This is a genomic window from Marinobacter sp., from assembly GCF_046484525.1.
Lineage (GTDB): Bacteria > Pseudomonadota > Gammaproteobacteria > Pseudomonadales > Oleiphilaceae > Marinobacter.
The window spans coordinates 74,524-94,462 of record NZ_JAWOIS010000016.1; the positions used below are offsets into that span (position 1 = coordinate 74,524).

At 61.2% G+C, this 19,939-nt stretch carries 19 protein-coding genes; 16 read left to right on the forward strand and 3 right to left on the reverse strand.

What is annotated here, in order from left to right:
• Positions 1-7: 7 nt before the first annotated feature.
• The 15 genes from R6W86_RS03835 to nuoN all read left to right on the forward strand — a co-directional run bounded on the left by R6W86_RS03835 (position 8) and on the right by nuoN (position 16,941).
• On the forward strand, positions 8-1,435 hold the full coding sequence (locus tag R6W86_RS03835; RefSeq protein WP_410328125.1) for a gamma-aminobutyraldehyde dehydrogenase: 1,428 nt from the start codon (positions 8-10) through the stop codon (positions 1,433-1,435).
• 295 nt (positions 1,436-1,730) lie between these two features.
• A complete protein-coding gene (locus R6W86_RS03840; RefSeq protein WP_410328063.1) occupies positions 1,731-1,970 on the forward strand; it encodes a hypothetical protein in 240 nt (79 codons plus the stop codon).
• 68 nt (positions 1,971-2,038) lie between these two features.
• Positions 2,039-2,449, forward strand: a complete 411-nt coding sequence (gene ndhC, locus R6W86_RS03845) for an NADH-quinone oxidoreductase subunit A (protein WP_410328064.1) — start codon at positions 2,039-2,041, stop codon at positions 2,447-2,449.
• A gap of 80 nt (positions 2,450-2,529) precedes the next feature.
• Positions 2,530-3,207: a NuoB/complex I 20 kDa subunit family protein gene (locus R6W86_RS03850; RefSeq protein WP_410328065.1), complete on the forward strand. Its 678-nt coding sequence runs from the start codon at positions 2,530-2,532 to the stop codon at positions 3,205-3,207.
• A 49-nt stretch (positions 3,208-3,256) separates the two neighbouring features.
• Positions 3,257-5,017 carry an NADH-quinone oxidoreductase subunit C/D gene (nuoC, locus tag R6W86_RS03855; protein WP_410328066.1) on the forward strand — a complete coding sequence of 587 codons (1,761 nt, stop codon included), beginning with the start codon at positions 3,257-3,259 and terminating at the stop codon, positions 5,015-5,017.
• Positions 5,017-5,535 (forward strand): NADH-quinone oxidoreductase subunit NuoE, encoded by a 519-nt coding sequence (nuoE, locus tag R6W86_RS03860; RefSeq protein WP_410328067.1) that lies wholly within the window; start codon positions 5,017-5,019, stop codon positions 5,533-5,535. The genes nuoC and nuoE overlap by 1 nt, the downstream gene beginning before the upstream one ends.
• Positions 5,532-6,902, forward strand: coding sequence for an NADH-quinone oxidoreductase subunit NuoF (gene nuoF, locus R6W86_RS03865; RefSeq protein WP_410328068.1), 1,371 nt, complete (start codon positions 5,532-5,534; stop codon positions 6,900-6,902). Before nuoE ends, nuoF begins: the two co-directional genes overlap by 4 nt.
• 38 nt (positions 6,903-6,940) lie before the next feature.
• On the forward strand, positions 6,941-9,703 hold the full coding sequence (gene nuoG, locus R6W86_RS03870) for an NADH-quinone oxidoreductase subunit NuoG (RefSeq protein ID WP_410328069.1): 2,763 nt from the start codon (positions 6,941-6,943) through the stop codon (positions 9,701-9,703).
• A complete protein-coding gene (nuoH, locus tag R6W86_RS03875) occupies positions 9,700-10,677 on the forward strand; it encodes an NADH-quinone oxidoreductase subunit NuoH (RefSeq protein ID WP_410328070.1) in 978 nt (325 codons plus the stop codon). The genes nuoG and nuoH overlap by 4 nt, the downstream gene beginning before the upstream one ends.
• Positions 10,678-10,696: 19 nt before the next feature.
• Positions 10,697-11,266, forward strand: a complete 570-nt coding sequence (gene nuoI / locus R6W86_RS03880; RefSeq protein ID WP_136630944.1) for an NADH-quinone oxidoreductase subunit NuoI — start codon at positions 10,697-10,699, stop codon at positions 11,264-11,266.
• 18 nt (positions 11,267-11,284) lie between these two features.
• Positions 11,285-11,803: an NADH-quinone oxidoreductase subunit J gene (nuoJ, locus tag R6W86_RS03885; protein ID WP_410328071.1), complete on the forward strand. Its 519-nt coding sequence runs from the start codon at positions 11,285-11,287 to the stop codon at positions 11,801-11,803.
• A complete protein-coding gene (gene nuoK / locus R6W86_RS03890) occupies positions 11,803-12,111 on the forward strand; it encodes an NADH-quinone oxidoreductase subunit NuoK (RefSeq protein ID WP_410328072.1) in 309 nt (102 codons plus the stop codon). The genes nuoJ and nuoK overlap by 1 nt, the downstream gene beginning before the upstream one ends.
• Positions 12,108-13,982 (forward strand): NADH-quinone oxidoreductase subunit L, encoded by a 1,875-nt coding sequence (nuoL, locus tag R6W86_RS03895; RefSeq protein ID WP_410328073.1) that lies wholly within the window; start codon positions 12,108-12,110, stop codon positions 13,980-13,982. The genes nuoK and nuoL overlap by 4 nt, the downstream gene beginning before the upstream one ends.
• Positions 13,979-15,514: an NADH-quinone oxidoreductase subunit M gene (nuoM, locus tag R6W86_RS03900; RefSeq protein ID WP_410328074.1), complete on the forward strand. Its 1,536-nt coding sequence runs from the start codon at positions 13,979-13,981 to the stop codon at positions 15,512-15,514. The genes nuoL and nuoM overlap by 4 nt, the downstream gene beginning before the upstream one ends.
• On the forward strand, positions 15,511-16,941 hold the full coding sequence (gene nuoN, locus R6W86_RS03905) for an NADH-quinone oxidoreductase subunit NuoN (RefSeq protein ID WP_410328126.1): 1,431 nt from the start codon (positions 15,511-15,513) through the stop codon (positions 16,939-16,941). Before nuoM ends, nuoN begins: the two co-directional genes overlap by 4 nt.
• Here the strand turns inward: nuoN and R6W86_RS03910 are convergent.
• The gene (locus tag R6W86_RS03910; protein WP_410328075.1) at positions 16,938-18,248 is read right to left on the reverse strand and encodes an NAD(P)/FAD-dependent oxidoreductase; all 1,311 of its coding nucleotides are present in this window, start codon (positions 18,246-18,248) and stop codon (positions 16,938-16,940) included. The two genes, nuoN and R6W86_RS03910, sit on opposite strands and share 4 nt — an antisense overlap.
• Before the next feature lie 240 nt (positions 18,249-18,488).
• Here R6W86_RS03910 and R6W86_RS03915 point away from each other — a divergent pair, with 240 nt between their 5' ends.
• A complete protein-coding gene (locus R6W86_RS03915; protein WP_410328076.1) occupies positions 18,489-19,049 on the forward strand; it encodes a TIGR00730 family Rossman fold protein in 561 nt (186 codons plus the stop codon).
• Positions 19,050-19,082: 33 nt separating this feature from the next.
• Here R6W86_RS03915 and R6W86_RS03920 read toward each other — a convergent pair whose 3' ends face one another.
• Positions 19,083-19,265, reverse strand: a complete 183-nt coding sequence (locus R6W86_RS03920; RefSeq protein WP_410328077.1) for a hypothetical protein — start codon at positions 19,263-19,265, stop codon at positions 19,083-19,085.
• Between the two features lie 90 nt (positions 19,266-19,355).
• Positions 19,356-19,850: an ankyrin repeat domain-containing protein gene (locus R6W86_RS03925; protein ID WP_410328078.1), complete on the reverse strand. Its 495-nt coding sequence runs from the start codon at positions 19,848-19,850 to the stop codon at positions 19,356-19,358.
• Between the last annotated feature and the right edge of the window lie 89 nt (positions 19,851-19,939).

Genomic DNA, 19,939 nt, shown 5'->3' on the forward strand with positions numbered 1-19,939 from the left:
CAAAGATATTGAACACCAGATGCTAATCAACGGGGTGCTTGTGGCTGGACAGGGCGAGTCCGTTGATATCATGTCCCCTCATAGCGACGAACGCGTTCTGGGCATCAGCGAAGCAACCGAATCGCAGGTGGATGAGGCGGTCAAAGCCGCACGTGCTGCATTTGCTGGCTGGTCGGAATTGACCCCCAAGGATCGTTCACTCCATATGCTGTGCATTGCAGACCTGATCGAAGACAATGCCGAGTTATTCGCAAAGTTGGAATGTCTGGACACGGGAAAGCCGTACCACCTGATGCTGGACGAAGAGATTCCTGCTGTCGTTGATATTTTTCGATTTTTTGCCGGTGCTGCCCGTTGCATGAACGGCTCTGCCGGCGGCGAATACCTGCCTGGCTTCACCTCCATGGTTCGCCGCGACGCGATTGGCGTTGTTGCCTCAATTGCCCCATGGAATTATCCGTTGATGATGGCCGCCTGGAAGCTGGGGCCTGCACTTGCAGCCGGGAACACCGTCGTTCTCAAACCGTCTGAACTAACACCACTGACAACCCTGCAGCTTGCAGCCATGCTCAAGGACAAGCTGCCGGCCGGCGTTCTCAATATCGTTTTTGGTCGTGGACAGACAGTCGGCGCGCCACTGACATCACATCCGGACGTCGACATGGTGTCACTGACAGGATCAATCCCTACCGGTCAAGCCATCGTCAGTGGTGGGGCTGCCACGATGAAGCGGACACACATGGAACTGGGCGGTAAAGCCCCGGTTATCGTTTTTGAGGACGCGGATTTCGATAAAGCCGTTGATGGCGTGAAGAATTTCGCGTTCACCAATGCGGGGCAGGACTGCACAGCAGCATCCCGAGTCTATGTCCATGAATCCATATACGACCGGTTTGTCGACGCATTGACCGACGCCGTGCGCACCATCCGGGTGGGAAAGCCATTTGAGGAAGATAGTGAAATTGGGCCGGTAGTCAGCAAGGCACATCTTGAGCGAATCGAGGGCTTTGTAAAACGTGCCGCGGCATTGGAGCATATCAGGATTACCACCGGGGGTGGCAGGCTGGACCAACCCGGTAACTTCTTTGCGCCAACCGTGATTGCAGACGCCAGGCAGGCTGATGAAATTGTCCAGAAAGAAGTCTTCGGCCCTGTCGTTTCCGTGACATCATTCGCGACTGAATCCCAGGTGCTCGATTTCGCCAATGACTCCATTTACGGCCTGGCATCTTCAGTCTGGACAAGGGACACCTCCCGAGCCGCTCGTCTGGCGGCAAAACTCCGCTATGGTTGCACCTGGATCAATACCCATATGCTGCTGGCCTCGGAAATGCCCCATGGAGGAGTGAAAATGTCGGGCTATGGCAAAGATATGTCCATGTACAGCCTTGAGGACTACACCGTTGTGCGACATATCATGATCAGCCACGACTAACCCCATAGGCGACTTTTAATGCCGCCACTTCCTGTTACCTGGGCCGCGCGCCAGATGCTGAGTTGCATCTGGCCGAGCCCGACCGTAGCACTCTCCCCTTGAGCCTTGATACAAGCTTTACCGGATTAGGATTGGCCGGAACCAGTTCAATGTTTTGGTTTTATCGGTGGGAACCGGTGTTTACGGGAATAAAGGCGTTGCCTGATATTCCCGGAACTATTGACTTGTGAGTAGCTGACAGCTGAGTCCCCGGTTTGAGTTCCACAACGTCGACACGGGGATGGTGGTTCAACTCGTGGATGAAATCTTCCATGAGCTCACTACTGATCTGACGCAGGAACGCCGATGGCCGATTGAGGAACATGACCCCAATGAAATGCTCGGCAACCTTCTGGACAATGCGGGTAGATGGTCTGAGCCGTGCGTGGAATTGTCGTTACTGGAAACCCGTGAACAGACGCAGCTTGTCGTGAACGATGACGGCCTGGAGGCGAACGTCGTGTTTCCCCTGTTAGCGACGCCATTTGCTCAATAGGCAAGACGTTGCTAGGTTTTGTGTAGGTGTTTGAAAGCAACCGCCGTCAGCAGTTTAGAGGAACCCCCATGTCGCAAACTGTGGCGAATGGCATTGCCGAGTACTGGGCCACTGGCTTTTTTATCTTTGCCGTGGCTGGTCTGTGCGCCGTCATGGTGGGCGTGTCGAGCCTGCTTGGCGGGCACAGCCACGGTATCAGCAAGTCCCTTCCTTTTGAATCCGGCATTGTCGGTGCCGGCAGTGCGCGCCAGCGCTTTTCCGTCAAGTTCTACCTGGTGGCTATGCTGTTCGTGATCTTTGACCTCGAGGCGGTATTCCTGTTTGCCTGGGCTATCGTCATCCGAGAAGTCGGCTGGACCGGGTTCTGGGGCGCTGCTGTGTTTATTTTTATCCTGCTGGCTGGCCTCATATACGACACCCGCACCGGTGCGCTGGACTGGGCGCCGAAAAGCCGGCCAGCAGGCAAAAACGGTTCTTAGCAACGCTTTCACCGGGTGTCCCGGACCCCTTTTGGAGGATCGGGCTTGCGAGGAGGCGTGAGCATCAATGGAGGCATTCCATGGCCTATAACCTGACCCGGGCCGAGGGTTCAGCGGGAGGGAGCGCCCGTTATCCGGTTGATCGTCGGGAGAAAACTGAGGATCCGGTGAAACAGCAGCTTGAGCGCAATGTCTTTACCGGCAAGCTCAGCGAGGTTCTTAATTCGGTGGTGAACTGGGGCCGGAAAAACTCCCTCTGGCCCTATAACTTCGGGCTCTCCTGTTGTTACGTGGAAATGACCACCGCCTTTACCTCGCCCCACGACATTGCCCGGTTCGGCTCGGAGGTGATCCGGGCCTCGCCCAGACAGGCGGATTTCATGGTGATTGCCGGCACCTGTTTCATCAAGATGGCCCCGGTTATCCAGCAACTGTACGACCAGATGCTAGAGCCGAAATGGGTTATTTCCATGGGCTCCTGTGCCAATTCCGGAGGTATGTATGACATCTACTCGGTGGTTCAGGGCGTGGACAAATTTTTGCCGGTGGATGTCTACGTGCCCGGATGCCCCCCCCGCCCGGAGGCGTTCCTGCAGGGTCTGCAACTGCTGCAGGACTCCATCCAGGAGGAGCGTCGGCCATTGTCCTGGGTGGTGGGTGACCAGGGCGTTTACCGGGCCGAGATGCCCTCGCAGCGGGTGAAATGGCGGGATCAGCGAATCCAGGCCACGGAATTGAGGAGCCCCGACGACCTCTAAAGCCGCTTGCCGTCGTTTCCAACGGATTGCCAGGAGTCAAACCACGAGCATGAGCAGTAGCGCAGAAAACGCCGACGTTGAACTGGTCGAAGCCCTGCAACGGGACTTTGGCGAGGCTGTGCTGTGCTGGCAGCAGACCCGCACCGGCATGCCCGTGCTCTGGGTGTTGCGGACGGAACTGACCAATATCCTGGGCTATCTGAAGATCCTGGATGCGCCCTTCGATCTGCTGTACGACCTGTCGGCGATAGACGAGCGGCTGCGCGGCCATCGCCAGGGCCTGCCCGATTCGGATTTCACCGTCTTCTATCAGCTGATGTCCATTGCCCGTAATCGCGACATCATGCTCAAAGTTGGTCTGGCCGAGGAAGACCTGAGCGTCCCTACCGCCACCGGCGTTTTCCCGGCAGCCAACTGGTATGAGCGGGAGGTGTGGGACATGTTCGGCATCCGCTTTCCCGGACACCCGCATCTGGAACGCATCCTGATGCCACCCACCTGGACGGGGCACCCCCTGCGCAAGGATTACCCCGCCCGGGCGACGGAATTCGACCCCTACACCCTGACGGTGGAAGGCCAGAGGGCCGAACAGGACGCCCTCCAGTTTGTGCCCGAAGCCTGGGGCATGGCCAGAGAACGGGACGGCGCGGAGTTCATGTTCCTGAACCTGGGGCCCAATCACCCTTCCGCCCACGGTGCCTTTCGTATTGTGCTGCAACTCGATGGTGAGGAAATCATCGACTGTGTGCCAGACATTGGCTACCACCATCGGGGCGCGGAAAAAATGGCTGAGCGCCAGTCCTGGCACAGTTTCATTCCCTACACCGATCGTATTGACTACACCGGCGGGGTGATGAATAACCTGCCCTACGTGCTGGCGGTGGAAAAGCTGGCCGGCATTGAGGTGCCCGAGCGGGTGAAAACCATCCGGGTGATGATGGCCGAGATGTTCCGTATTACCAGCCACCTGCTGTTTCTCGGCACTTACCTGCAGGACCTCGGGGCCATGACGCCGGTGTTCTTTACCTTCAGCGACCGCCAACGGGGCTACAAGGTGATTGAGGGCATCACCGGTTTTCGAATGCATCCGGCCTGGTATCGTATTGGCGGTGTTATGCAGGATTTGCCCCGGGGCTGGGAAAAACTGGTCCAGGAGTTTCTGGACTGGATGCCGGCCCGCCTGAGGGAATACGAGCGGGCCATGATGGAAAACACGATGGTTCGGGACAGGACCCGAGACGTGGCCGCCTTTGATACCGCCCAGGCGCTGGCATGGGGCGTTACCGGCCCCAACCTCCGGGCCACCGGCTGCAACTTCGATCTGCGCAAACAACGCCCCTATTCCGGCTATGACAACTTCGAGTTCGAGGTGCCCCTGGGTCACCGGGGCGATGTCTTCGACCGTGGCCAGCTCCGGATCGACGAAATGCGCCAGAGCCTGCGGATCATCCAGCAGTGCGTGGATCACATGCCGGCGGGGGACTTCAAGGCGGACCACCCGCTGACCACACCGCCGCCCCGTGAGCGCATGCTGGAACATATTGAAACCCTGATCACCCACTTTCTGCAGGTGTCCTGGGGGCCGGTGCTCAAACCCCAGGAATCGATGCAGATGGTAGAGGCCACCAAGGGCATCAACAGCTATTACCTGACCAGTGATGGCAACACCATGAGTTACCGGACCCGGATCCGAACGCCCAGTTTCCCGCACCTTCAGCAGATTCCCAGTGTGATACGCGGCGGCTTCGTCCCGGACCTGATTGCCCACCTGGGCAGTATCGATTTTGTAATGGCCGACGTGGACCGCTAATGATGGAACCGACACCCGTACCTGATCTGAAAACCATAGCCACCGATGGCTTCCGGCTGCACCCGGACGACGAGGCGGCCATGCGTGAGGAGGTGGGCCATTTCGAGCAGCCCCAGGCGGCCTGCATCGAAGCGCTGAAGATTGTCCAGCGTCGCCATGGCTGGGTGCCGGATGACGCCATTCCGGCCATTGCCCGGGTATTGAATGTGGGGCCGGCCAGTGTCGAAGGCGTGGCCACCTTCTACAGCCTGATTTTCCGGAAGCCCGTGGGACGCCATGTGATTCTGGTGTGTGACAGCAGTTCCTGCTTCCTGACCGGCTCCGACCAGCTCCGGGAGAACCTGGCGGGCAGGCTCGGTATTGGCCTGGGCGAAACCACCGCCGATGGCCGCTTCACCCTGCTGCCGGTGTGTTGTCTGGGCGCCTGCGACGGCGGGCCAGCCATGATGATCGGCGACGACGTTTACGGGCCGGTGGGCGCGGACGATCTACCGGACATTCTGGAGGGCTACCCGTGAACGGCCAGCGCCAGTCACTGATCTATAAAAGCCATCTGCTGCAGCCGGCTGCCGAGCGCTTGCCGGAGACCCATCCGCTGACCTGGCGGCTGCGAGAGGATGGCCAGGTGGTGGGCCTGATGGAGTACGAATCGAAAGAAGGCTATCAGACGGTCTCGCAGATTCTGAAAGGGCACAATCCCGGCGCCGTCATTGCTGCCATGAAAGAGGCCAATGTTCGCGGACGCGGCGGCGCGGGGTTTTCCGCCGGTTTGAAATGGAGCCTCACCCTGCAGGGAGGCGACATGCCCCGCGGGTACATCGTCTGCAACGCCGATGAGATGGAGCCGGGTACCTTCAAGGATCGCCTGCTGATGGAACAGCAGCCCCATCTGCTGATTGAAGGCATGATTCTGGCGGGCTTTGCCAACAACGCCCGCTACGGCTACATCTTTTTGCGCGGGGAGTACGTGGAATCGGCCCGGGTTCTCACGGCGGCCCTTGCTGAAGCCCGGGAAGCCGGCTGGCTGGGTCCGGATATCGCCGGCAGCGGCTTTGAGTTTGACATTGCCCTGCACACCGGGGCCGGGCGCTACATCTGCGGTGAGGAAACCGCCCTGCTCAACTCCCTGGAAGGCAAACGGGCCAATCCGCGGGCCAAGCCTCCGTTTCCCGGACAGTCCGGGGCCTGGGGCAAACCCACGGTGGTGAACAACGTGGAAACCCTGTGCAACGTGCCGGCAGTGTTGTTGAGGGGAGCGGATTGGTACCAGGCACTGTCCGGGGATCGCACCGATGACGGCGGCACCAAGCTGTACGGCGCCTCCGGGCTGGTGAATCGCCCGGGCCTCTGGGAATTGCCCATCGGCACCACCGGTCGGGAGCTTCTGGAGCTGGCCGGAGGTTTGCGGGACGACAGGAAGCTCAAGGCCTGGCTGCCCGGAGGGGCCAGTACCGGGTTCCTGTTGCCGGAGCACCTGGACCTGCCCCTGGATTTCGACACCGTGGGCAAGGAGGGCAGCCGTCTCGGCACCGGCCTGATCACGGTGGTGACCGAGGATCAGAGCATGGTCGCGCTGATGCGCAATCTGGAAGAGTTCTTTGCCCGAGAGTCCTGCGGCTGGTGCACGCCCTGCCGGGATGGGCTGCCCTGGACCGTGAAGCTGTTGCTGGCGCTGGAGCGCGGCGAGGGTGAAGTCGGCGATGTGGAACTGCTGGATAAACTGGCGGCCGACTGCGGCCCAGGCCTGACCTTCTGTGCCCATGCGCCGGGTGCGGCCATGCCCCTTCAGACCGCGCTACGGCATTTCCGGCACGAATTCGAGCAGGGCGTGCGCTCTTCGAAGGGCAAGCCCCATGCCGATCCCATACCGGCGGGGGAAGTATGAAACGATCACTGACGGCCAACAGGGAGTAAACCGGCACCATGGCAACCATTCATGTGGACGGCCAGAGCTACGAGGTGAACGGGGCAGACAACCTGCTTCAGGCCTGCCTGTCCCTGGGTCTGGACATTCCCTACTTCTGCTGGCACCCCGCCATGGGCAGCGTCGGTGCCTGCCGTCAGTGTGCCGTCCGTCAGTACAAGGACAACGAGGACGACAGGGGCATGTTGGTGATGTCCTGTATGACCCCGGCCGACGACGGCACCCGCATCGATATTGAAGACGAAGAAGCCCGGGCTTTCCGCGCCAGCGTGGTGGAATGGCTGATGATCAACCATCCTCACGATTGCCCGGTGTGCGAGGAAGGCGGCCACTGCCACCTTCAGGACATGACCGTGATGACCGGTCACGACCGGCGCCGCTACCGGTTCCGCAAGCGCACCCGTCGCAACCAGTATCTGGGCCCGTTCATCGCCCACGAGATGAACCGCTGCATCACCTGCTACCGCTGCGTGCGCTTCTACAACGACTATGCTGGCGGGACGGACCTGGGCGCTTTCGGGGCCAAGGACAACATCTATTTCGGTCGCCATGAGGAAGGCACTCTGGAAAGCCGCTTTGCCGGCAACCTGACCGAAGTCTGTCCCACCGGTGTCTTCACCGACCAGAGCCATTCCGATCACTACACCCGCAAGTGGGACCTGCAGTTCGCGCCGGGTATCTGCCACCAGTGCGCGGTAGGGTGCAACATCAGCCCCGGTGAACGCTATGGTGATATCCGGCGAATCGAGAACCGCTATCACGGAGAGGTAAATGGTTTTTTCCTGTGCGACCTGGGCCGCTTCGGCTACGGCTATGTGAACCGGCAGGACCGGCCCAGAGTGCCGGAATTCCGGCCAGCCCGGGAGCGGGAACAGGAGCCAGAGGCGCTGGGCGTGGATACGGCCCTGGCCCGGATCACGGAGGCCCTGCGCCATGCCGGTCAGATTATTGGTATTGGCTCCCCCAGGGCCAGCCTGGAAAGCAATCACCAGCTGCGGGAACTGGTGGGTGAAGCGAACTTTTCCACGGGCATTAATTCGAGGGAGCAGTCCTGCCTCAAGCTGATGGATGAACTGGGCCGCAGTTGCGGATTGCCGACGCCCACACTACGAGAGGTTGAAGAACACGATGCTGTCCTCCTGCTTGGGGAGGATCCCATGGAGAGCGCGGCTCGGCTTGGTCTTGCCATCCGCCAGGCGATCACAGCGCCATCGGCGGAGTACGCGGCAAAATTGGGTATCCCACACTGGAATGCCGAAGCCATGAAAACTCTGGCCCAGGACCACCGCCAGCCCCTGTTCATTGCCTACCCGGCCGAAACCGAACTGGACGGGCTTGCCCGCAAGCGACTGGCGCTCGCGCCCGACGACATCGCCCGGCTCGGATTTGCGGTGGCCCACGCCATTGATCCGGCAGCCCCCGGTGTGGCTGATCTTGATGAAGACCTCCAGTCGCGGGCTACCGAGATTGCCCGGGCGCTGATGGCCGCGGAACGGCCGCTGGTGGTCAGCGGCAGTGCTCTGGATACCCCGGTCATTATCAAGGCGGCTGGTAACATTGCCCGGGCCTTGGCCCGTCGGGCCCGTCGGGGCGGACTGTTGCTTGTGCGCCGGGAAGTGAATAGCACCGGTTTGTCCCTGTTGGGCGGCCAGCCCCTGGAATGGGCTCTGGAACAGTTGGCAGACGGAAGCGCCGAGGCGGCGGTTATCCTGGAGAATGACCTGTATCAGCGCCTGCCGGAAACCCGGGTTGATGCCGCCCTGACCAGGGTCCAGACGCTGGTGGTGCTGGATCATCAGCGCACTCCCACGCTGAATCGGGCAACCTTCTCACTGCCGGCGGCCAGCTTTGCCGAGGGCGATGGTACTCTGGTCAGTCTGGAGGGTCGGGCCCAGCGCTTCTTCCAGGTCTATGAGCCCGGCTATTTCCGCCCGGAAACGACCATCCATGAGAGCTGGCGCTGGCTGCACGGGCTCTCGGCCAGCTTGAGCGGCGATACGCCCGGGGATATTACCCTCGACGAAGTGACGGCGGCCTGCAGTCGTGCCTGTCCTGACCTTGCAATGATTACCGCTGCGGCACCAGGCGCTGATTTCCGGATCGAGGGGCTTCGCCTTGCTCGGGAACCACACCGTTACAGTGGTCGCACCTCCATGCGTGCAAACCGAAGCGTCAGCGAACCTCGGGTGCCCCAGGATCCGGACACGGCTTTCGCCTTTTCCATGGAAGGCTACAGCGGCTTCCGGCACCCTCACCAGCAGGTCCCTTTCGCCTGGGCGCCAGGCTGGAATTCGCCCCAGGCCTGGAACAAGTTTACCGACGAAGTAGGCGGCCATTTGCGCGGAGGCGACCCGGGTATTCGGTTACTGGAGCCGCGGCCCGGCCACTACAGTTACGAATCGGATATTCCGGCCGCCTTTCAGCCGTCTGATACGGATTTTCGGCCTGTCGTGCTGTCGCGCCTGTTTGGCGGCGAGGAAACCTCTGCCCGGGCGGAGCCCATTCGCCAACGGGTGGAGTCGCCTGTGCTGCTGATGTCAGAAGCTGATGCCACAGCGCTGGGTGCCGAGCTGGGTGGGCTGGTTATGGTCACCGGTGGTCAGGCCTGCGTGACACTGCCGGCCCGGGTACAGGCAGACTGGCCCCGGGGCCTGGTGGGCCTGCCGGCGGGTCGCGTTCCGGCGGGTGTCACCGATGGACCGGTCAGGCTGACCGCGGGCCCGGGTTATACGCCGGCAGGCGGAAGGGAGAGACGCCCATGACCTGGCTGACACCGGAATGGCAGGCCATTCTCTGGGCCATGTTCCAGGCCCTGGTGATTCTGCTGGGCGCGGTCGTGCTGGGCGCCGCCCTGACCATTGTCGAGCGTCGTCTCCTGGGCCTCTGGCAGGACCGCTACGGCCCCAACCGGGTCGGGCCGTTCGGGCTCCTCCAGCTGGTCGCGGACATGATCAAGATCTTTTTCAAGGAAGACTGGATTCCGCCGTTTGCGGACCGGCCGCTGTTCATGCTGGCGCCGGTGATTGCCTTTGCCTCCCTGCTGCTCTCGTTCATCGTGATCCCGATAACGCCGGGATGGGGCATTGCTGATCTACACATCGGGTTGCTGTTTTTCCTGGCGATGGCGGGCATCAATGTGTACGCGGTTCTGCTCGGGGGCTGGGCCAGTGGCAACAAGTACGCGTTGCTGGGTGCCATGCGCTCCTCGGCCCAGACGGTGTCCTACGAGGTATTCATGGGGCTGTCGCTGATGGGCGTCGTGGCCCTTGCCGGCTCCTTCAACCTGCGAGAGATCGTCGCGGCCCAGGAAGGGTTGTGGTTCGTGGTACCTCAGTTCTTTGGCTTCTGTACCTTCCTGATTGCCGGTATTGCGGTAACCCATCGCCATCCCTTCGATCAGCCGGAGGCCGAGCAGGAGCTGGCGGACGGCTATCACATCGAATACTCGGGCATGAAATTCGGGCTGTTTTTCATTGGCGAGTACGTGGGCATGGTGCTGGTGTCTGCGCTGATCGTCACGTTGTTCTTTGGTGGCTGGCATGGTCCCTGGTTGCCGTCGGTGCTCTGGTTCGCAATCAAGACCGGCTTCTTCCTGCTGCTGTTCATCCTTCTGCGGGCCTCGCTGCCCAGGCCCCGTTATGACCGGGTGATGAGCTTTGGCTGGAAGGTGTGCCTGCCCCTGACCCTGATCAATCTGCTGGCCACCGGCGCGGTGATGCTGCTGGTTGCCCCGTAAGGCTGAGGAGGACCCGTTTATGGATAAGGAAAAGGTCCCGTTCATAAAGTCCGTGTTGTGGCTGGTGCCTGCGACATGGAGCCAGCTGCGAACCCTCGGCATGGTTTTCATGCACAGTTTCCGCAAGCGGGAGACGGTGAATTACCCGGACGAGGAGGTCTACCTGCCGCCGCGTTACCGGGGCCGCATCGTGCTGACCCGCGACCCCGACGGGGAAGAACGCTGTGTGGCCTGCAACCTGTGCGCGGTGGCCTGCCCGGTCGACTGCATTTCCCTGCAGAAGGGCGAGCAGGAAGACGGGCGCTGGTACCCGGAGTTCTTCCGGATCAACTTCTCCCGCTGCATTTTCTGCGGTATGTGTGAGGAGGCCTGTCCCACCTCGGCGATCCAGTTGACGCCGGACTTCGAGATGGGTGAATACGACCGGCAGCAGCTTGTTTACGAGAAGGAAGACCTACTGATTAACGGCCCGGGCAAGGATCACGATTATCACTTCTACAAGGTGGCCGGTATGGCCATCGGCGGCAAGGACAAGGGCCAGGCTCTGAACGAGGAGGAGCCGGTGGACGTGCGTTCCCTGTTGCCCTAAAGCGGGAGGTAAAGACCCATGGAATTGGCCTTTTATCTGAGTGGCCTGGTGGCGGTACTGGCGACGGTCGGTGTGATTACCGGCAGCCATCCGGTGCATGCCGTGGTGTATCTGATTGTCTCGCTGATTGCCGTTGCCCTGGTGTTCTTCGCCCTCGGGGCGCCCTTTGCCGGCGCGCTGGAAATCATCGTTTACGCCGGTGCCATCATGGTCCTGTTCGTGTTTGTGGTGATGATGCTGAACCTCGGCACGGACCAGGACGGCTACGACGCAGGCTGGCGCCATCCCCGGCAGTGGCTGGGCCCGTCGGTGTTGGCCCTGGTGCTGCTGGGCGTGCTTTTCCACCTGATTGCCGGGGGCGATATGGCGAGGGTCATTGATGGCGAACTGCTGACCGCGCGGGCAGTTGGGCTGACCCTGTTCGGCCCCTGGCTGATGGTGGTGGAGCTGGCGGGCCTGCTGTTGCTGGGGGCGCTGGTAGCCGCCTCCCATGTCGGGCGGCGGACGAATCCGTTGCAACGGAGGAGGAGGCCCTGATGGCGGGTATTCCCATAGAGCATGGCCTGATCCTGGCTGCCATCCTGTTTGTGCTGGGTCTGGCGGGCCTGATGCTGCGTCGTAACATGTTGTTTGTACTGATGAGCCTTGAGGTGATGCTGAACGCCGCGGCGCTGGCATTCGTGGTTGGTGCCACGGCCTGGAATCAGCCCGACGGCCAGGCGATGTTTCTGCTGGTGATTACCCTGGCGGCCGCCGAAGCGGCCGTGGGTCTGGCGTTGATGATCCAGCTCTTTCAGCGGGTCAGGTCCCTTAATCTCGATCTGGTCAGCAGGATGCGCGGATGATGGAGCTGGCGGTCACCCTCTCATTTGTCATGCCCCTGGTCGGTACCCTGGTGCTTGCCCTCTCCGGTGGTCGCCTGGGGCCACAGGCCGGCGCTGTTATCGGTGTTGCCAGTGTCGGGGTCGCTGCCCTGGCGACGGCTTGGGCCATTGCGCTTTATGCCGGTGGTGATGGTGCCGTGCGTTTCACGCTCTGGACCTGGATCCAGGTGGGGACCTTCCAGCCAACGATCGGGCTGGCGGTGGATGCCCTGGCCCTGGTGATGATGGCCGTGATTACCGGCGTCGGTTTCTTCATCCATCTGTTTGCGGTCTGGTATATGGGTGGTGACGCCGGCGTTTCCCGCTTCTTCGCCTGGATGAACCTGTTCGTATTCAGCATGCTGATGCTGGTACTCGGGGACAACCTGTTGCTGTTGTTCCTTGGCTGGGAAGGGGTTGGACTATGCAGCTACCTGCTGATCGGCTACTACTACCAGGACAGTGCCAATGGTCGGGCTGCGTTCAAGGCTTTTGTGGTCACGCGGATCGGCGACGTGTTCCTGGCCCTCGGGCTGTTCCTGATCTTCCGGGATCTGGGAACCCTGGATATCCAGCAGGTTATGGTTCGGGCTGCCGAGGTCTGGTCAGTGGGTGATCCCACGGCGACCCTCGTTGCGTTGCTGGTGCTGGGCGGAGCCCTGGGAAAATCGGCGCAGGTACCGCTGCACACCTGGTTGCCGGACGCCATGGCGGGGCCGACTCCGGTATCGGCGCTGATCCACGCTGCCACCATGGTCACAGCCGGGGTTTACCTGATCGCCCGGCTCAACGGTGTATTCCTGCTTGCGCCGGACGTCTTGTGGCTGGTAGGGGTCATCGGGGCGGTGTCGCTGCTCCTGGCGGCGTTCGCGGCCCTGGCCCAGACCGATATCAAACGGGTGCTGGCCTATTCCACCATGAGCCAAATCGGCTATATGTTCCTGGCCCTCGGGGTGGGCGCCTTCGACGCCGCCATATTCCACCTGGTTACCCACGCGTTTTTCAAGGCGTTGCTGTTCCTGTCGGCCGGGGCGGTGATTACCAGTTGCCACCACGAACAGGACATGGCGAATCTGGGCGGCTTGAGAAAGCGGCTGCCGGTGGCTTACGCTGGCTTTCTTGTGGGTGGTGCGGCGTTGGTGGCATTGCCGCTGGTGACGGCCGGTTTCTACAGTAAGGATGAAATCCTTTGGCAGGCGTTGGCGGCGGACCAACAGGGGCTTCTCCTGGCAGGCCTCTTGGGTGCGTTTCTGACCTGCCTGTACACCGTGCGGTTGATCCTCGGCACTTTCCACGGAGAGTGCGGCAGCGACAAGGCCAGGAACGCCGAACCCGGTACCCGTCTTCTGACACACCACCTGCCCCTCGGGGTGCTGGCGGTGCTGTCCACATTCGTGGGCGCCTTGCTGTATCCGCACCTTAGCGGTCTGTTCCCGGTGGCCCCCGGGGCTCGCACCGACGCGGGCCATACTCTTTTGCAGCTGCTGGCCAGTGGCACCGTCATTGCCGGTCTGGCGGTGGCGGGCTGGCTGTTCCTGGCGCGGCGCTACTGGCTCCGCCGGCAGGTCAGCGGTGGCGCGGGAGCCTTCCTCTGGACACTCTGGCACCGGGCCTGGGGGTGCGATGCGCTGTATGACCGGCTGCTGGTTCGGCCCTGGCAGTTCCTGGTGCGCATGCTGCGCCATGACCTGATCAATCTCACCATCAACCTGTTGGCTGTGCTCGCCCGATTGCTCAATAGCGGGCTGGTACGGGCCCAGAATGGCCGGATTCGGAGCTATGCAACGGCCATGATCCTGGGTGCGACCCTGATTCTGCTGGCTCTGGCCATCGGCCCCGGAGGTGTTGTGTGATCCTGGTGTGGCTGATCGTGATTCCGTTTCTGGGCGGGCTGCTGTGCTGGCAGGCGGATCGCTGGGGCGAACAGGCGCCCCGCTGGATCGCTCTGGCCACCATGCTGTTTGTTCTGGTGATCAGCCTCGGGCTCTGGGTGACCGGAGATTTCGCGTTGCCCTCGGGCACTAAAACGCCCTGGTTGCTGGAATGGCGGGCCGACTGGATTCCCCGTTTCGGCATCAGAATCCACCTGGCGATGGACGGCCTCTCACTCATTCTGGTCGCACTTACGGGCTTTCTCGGTGCCTTGGCGGTGCTGTGCTCCTGGCATGAAATCAGTCATCGCATCGGTTTTTTCCACCTCAACCTGCTGTGGATCCTTGGCGGCGTCGTGGGCGTGTTCCTGGCCCTGGATCTGTTCCTGTTCTTCCTGTTCTGGGAAATGATGCTGGTGCCCATGTACTTCCTGATTGCGCTCTGGGGGCACAGCGGCTCGGCAGGCCAGACCCGCATCCGCGCTGCCACGCGTTTCTTTATCTACACCCAGGCCAGTGGCCTGCTGATGCTGGTGGCCATCCTGGCGCTGGTATTTATCCATTTCGGCAACACGGGCGAGCTGTCGTTCAGCTACGAGGTCCTGCTGCGTACAGACGTTCCGGATGCCATCGCCCCCTGGTTGATGCTGGGCTTTTTCGTGGCGTTTGCGGTGAAACTGCCGGTGGTGCCTTTCCACGGTTGGCTGCCCGATGCCCATGCCCAGGCTCCCACGGCTGGTAGCGTGGATCTGGCGGGAATCCTGCTGAAAACCGCCGCCTACGGCATGTTGCGTTTCGCCCTGCCGCTGTTTCCGGCCGAATCGGCGGCCTTCGCGCCGGTGGCCATGACCCTGGGGCTGGTCGGCATTGTCTACGGGGCCGTGGTCGCCTGCGGCCAGCAGGACATCAAGCGACTCATTGCCTATACCAGCATTTCCCACATGGGCTTTGTGCTGATCGCCATCTATTCCGGTTCGGAGCTTGCCATCCAGGGGGCGGTGGTTCTGATGGTGGCCCACGCGTTTTCCTCCGCTGGACTGTTCATCCTCAGCGGTCAGCTTTACGAGCGTATCCATACCCGGGACATGCGCATCATGGGCGGGCTCTGGGGCAGGATACCGACGTTGCCCGGGTTTACGCTGTGCTTTGTGGCCGCATCGCTGGGTATGCCGGCCACTGCCAACTTTGTTGGTGAGTTCATGATTTTGTTTGGCACCTTCCCGACCGCGCCGGTGGTGGTGGTTATTGCCAGTACGGGGCTGGTCATGGCCGCCATTTATTCACTGATCCTGATGCAGCGCGTGCATTTTGGCCCGGCATACCGTGAGGGCACGCTCGCCGGCGCGGACTGGCGGGAATACGGCATGATGCTGGCGTTGCTGGCACTGGTTCTGCTCATCGGACTTTACCCGCAACCGCTGCTGGACACCACGGCCGGCATGTCCGGTAGGGTGGCAGAACTGTTTGTCGAAGGTGTTCAGAGCCTGGCGGAGACCGCCGGAGAGGTGCGCTGATGCTCACGGCGGCGGACCTTTTGACACTGCTGCCATTGATCATCGTGGGTACGACCGCGGTGGTTGCCTTGCTGGCTATCGCCTGGCGGCGCCATCACGCGGGTACGGCCCTGATAGCCGGCGCCGGCCTCGTACTTGCGCTTCTGGTGTTGCCCATGGCATCCACGGGATCCCCCCCGCTTATGGAGCTGGATGGGCTGGCCCTGATGGCGTCGACACTGATTCTGCTGTCGGCGCTGGTCACCGTGATCCTGAGTCATCACTACCTGACCGGTTACATCGGCCCGAAGGAGGAGTTCTACCTGCTGGTGCTGTGTGCCACGGCGGGCGCCCTGGGACTGGCGGCAAGTGACCATCTCGCCATGCTGTTCATCAGCTTGGAACTCCTGTCGATGCCCCTGTATGGCATGCTTGCCTACAGCTTTCGGGCGGAGCGCTCCCTGGAAGCGGGTATCAAGTATCTGCTGCTGTCGGCTGCCGCCACCGCCTTCCTACTCTTTGGTATGGCGCTGATTTATGCCCGCACCGGGTACCTTGATTTGGCGAGGATCGCGGGTGCCCTGGCTGAGGGACCTGATGTATGGATGCTGGCGGGTGCCATACTGATGATCGTGGGCCTGGGTTTCAAACTCTCGGTGGTGCCATTTCATCTGTGGACGCCGGACGTTTATCAGGGCGGTCCGGCGCCGGCCACGATTTTTCTGGCGACGGTCAGCAAGCTGGCAGTCTTCGTGGTGTTGTTGCGGCTGGTGCTGGCGGCGCCGGTTTTCCAGAGCGACTGGCTGCAGACGGTGATCACGGTGCTGGCCTTGTTGACCATGCTGGGCGGGAATCTGTTGGCTCTGTTCCAGCCAAACCTCAAGCGGCTGCTGGGCTATTCGTCCATTGCCCACTTCGGTTACCTGCTGGTGGCGATTGCCGTCGGCAACGCGCTGGCGGTCGAAACCACCGGCGTTTACCTGGTGACCTATCTGGTGACCACGCTGGCAGCTTTCGGTGTGGTGACCCTGGTTTCCAGCCCGTTCGGAGGCGAGGACGCAGATGGCTTGCCCCTCTATCGCGGCCTGTTCTGGCGGCGACCCTATCTGGCGGCAGTGATGACGGTCAGCTTCCTGTCGCTGGCGGGTATTCCGCTGACCGCCGGGTTCATCGGTAAGTTCTATGTCATCGCCCTGGGTGTCGCCGACAGCCGCTGGTGGCTGGTGGGCGGTGTTGTTACCGGCAGTGCCATTGGTCTGTATTACTATCTGCGGGTGATGGTGACCCTGTATCTGCCGGAACCGGGGATACGACGCCGGGATGTCACCAACGACTGGGGTAGCCGTCTTGGCGGCATCACCCTGATAACCCTGGCAGTCGCGATTCTGCTGCTTGGCATCTACCCCGCCCCGATGATCGACTGGGTGCAGGCACTGAGTGTCGGCTAGTGCAGTTTCAGCCTTGGATGCATGGCGCGGCTGATCCGGTCCATGAGCCAGATAATCCCGGTACGAACCATGCCGTGCAGAGCGACCTGATGCATCCGGTACAGGGACAGATAGAACAGGCGGGCCACCTTGCCCTCAATGTACATGCTGTGGCCGGACAGGTTACCCATCAGGTTGCCCACGGTGGTGTAGCGGCTGAAATTGATCAGTGAGCCGTGGTCGTTATACACAAAAGGCACATCTTCTTTACCTTCCAGACGGTTGCACAGGGTCCTGAACAGGGCGCCGGCCTGTTGATGTGCAGCCTGGGCCCGGGGTGGGACCGGTCGATCAGAGTCCGGTTGCGGGCAGGCGGCGCAATCACCCAGGGCGAAGACATCGACATCCTGGGTGGTGTGAAGGGTCTGCTCCACCACCAGTTGGTTGCCCCGGTTGACCTCCAGTCCGTCCAGCTCGGCCAGGAAGGCGGGCGCCTTGATTCCGGCGGCCCAGATGGTCATTTCCGACGGCAGTTCGGTGCCGTCCTTCATGATGATGCCGTGTTCCCGGACTTCGCTCACCGGCTGCCCGGTCAGCACCTTCACATGCTGGCGTTCCAGTTCCCGCGTGGCTGCCGCGGAGAGCCTGCCGGGCAGGGCGGGCAGGATCCGGTCGGCGGCTTCGATCACGGAAATGGAGACGTCCGAGGGCTGGAGGTGGTTCATGCCGTATACCGGCAGTTCCCGGGACGCCAGTCGCAGCTCGGCGGCCAGTTCCACCCCGGTGGCCCCGGCCCCGATGATGCTGATGTTGAGGGTGTGTTCGTGGCCCTGCAGTGCTTCGTGATTCTTGCGTAGAAACGCATTCAGCATCAGGTTGTGGAACCGTCGAGCCTGTTTCAGGCTGTCCAGGAACAGGCAGTGCTCCTGGGCCCCGGGAGTGCCAAAATCATTGGCGGTGCTGCCAACGGCAATCACCAGGGTGTCGTAGCTGATCGTGCGGGCCGGTACCACTTCCTGGCCCTCCTCGTCATGAAACGGGGCAATGACCAGTTCCTTCGCCTTGCGGTCGAGCCCGTTCATGCGTCCGAGCTGGAATTCGTAATGGTGTTTCCGGGCGTGGGCGCGGTAATTGATCTCGTTGGTGTTGGCGTCCAGGGAGCCAGAAGCGACTTCGTGCAGCAAGGGTTTCCAAACGTGGGTCAGACCGGCATCGACCAGTGTAATCCGGGCCTTGCGTTTTTTGCCCAGCTTGTTGCCGAGGCTGGTGACCAGCTCCAGACCGCCGGCACCACCGCCGACCACCACAATATGAGGAAGGTTATCCATAAAGGTCAGACCTTGAAGTGAAGAGAGCCAAGTACTCTTGCGGCCAAAAGTACTTGGCTGTCCTCACTGGGAAAGGCATCGTTAAAGGTAGGGTGCTAATGCTGCTGAAGTAATCCTAACGCGGAGCCGATAGCCGGCACAATTCCACGGAAGGCGGGTTTACCCCACCGAAACGTTTAACTGCTTTGCTTGAACGCCCATAATGTCGACTATCCGAACAGTCAGGGAGCGGGAGAAACGATGAAAGTGGCAGTCTATTGCGGGTCCAAAACCGGTAACAATCCGGTGTTTGTGGAAAAGGCCAGAGAGCTTGGTACCTGGTTCGGCCGCAGTGGCATTGATGTGGTCTTTGGTGGCGGACACGTTGGTTTGATGGGCATTGTTGCCGACTCGACCCTGGCTGCCGGTGGCCGGGTCTATGGCGTGATTCCAGAGACCCTGAGGGACCGGGAGCTGGCTCATGACCGCCTGACCGAACTGCATGTGGTCAAAGATATGCACCAGCGCAAGGCCCGGATGGCGGAACTGGCGGATGGCTTTCTTGCCTTGCCGGGCGGTATCGGCACCCTGGAGGAGCTGTTCGAGGCATGGACCTGGGGGCAGCTGGGTTTTCACCAGAAGCCTTGCGGTCTGTACAACATCAACGGCTTCTATGACCCGCTGCTGGCCATGGTGCAGACCATGCAGGAAAACGGCTTCCTGAACCAGGAATACATTGACATGATCATCCGGGCCGAAACCCCGGCGGCGGTGATTGAAGCCTTTGGCAACTACCGGCCGCCGCATGAGAAATGGACTTGAGGATGGCTGCCAGAGTGCCGGTAACGGGCTGGGTCAGCTACCTTCTACGCCCCGGGCTTTCTTCAGTTCTTCGAGTTTTTCGTGGAGTAGTTTCTCTAGCTTGATCAGCTGCTCACGATTCTTCTCGTTGGGCCTGTTGGTGTACAGATCCACGTAGGTCTGGGTCACCGAACTCAGAATCGGATGCAGTTTTTTGTAGTCCTCTTCTTCACTCATACTCGCTCTCCTTGGTTTGGGCTTTCTGATAGTAACTATGGTTGATCTGGTGCCATGATCAAGGGCAACTTTCCGAAGCCTTGAGCCGGGTCATCCGTCGTTTCGGGCAGCCAATCGCTGCGCCGCGTCGGTGGCGGCATGAGCTTTTGCCAGGTCCAAAGCACTGGCGCCGTCGGTATCGGTAGCCCGGGGGTCGGCTCCGGCCTCCAGCAGAAGCTCCACTATGCCCACCTCATTGGTCATCGCTGCAGACATCAGCGGCGTACGCAGCTGGCTGTTGGCCAGGTTGGGGTTGGCACCCTTCTCCAGCAGGAAGCGAACTGTGTCGGTTTGGCTATGACCGGTGGCCAGCATCAGCAGACTGTCGCCGTCACTGGTCCGTATATCCACAGGCACGCCAGCCTCCAGGAGCGGCCGGAGCATGCGGGTGCCGCCGTTGCGGGCAAGATCGAACAGGCCCTGGGCAAGGGCGATGGCATCCTCATCCTTCTGGCTTTCGGGCTTCCGTGGACTGCCTGGGTTCTGGTCGCTCATGGTGACCTGGTTCTCCGTTGGTTGGGGCATGGCCATGGCCAAACGTGGCATGCGTCGTTGTCTGCTAATCTGGACATAGGGTCGATACCACCGTTAAAACCGTTGGTATCAAAGATCTGGTCGCCGACTGCCAAAATCAA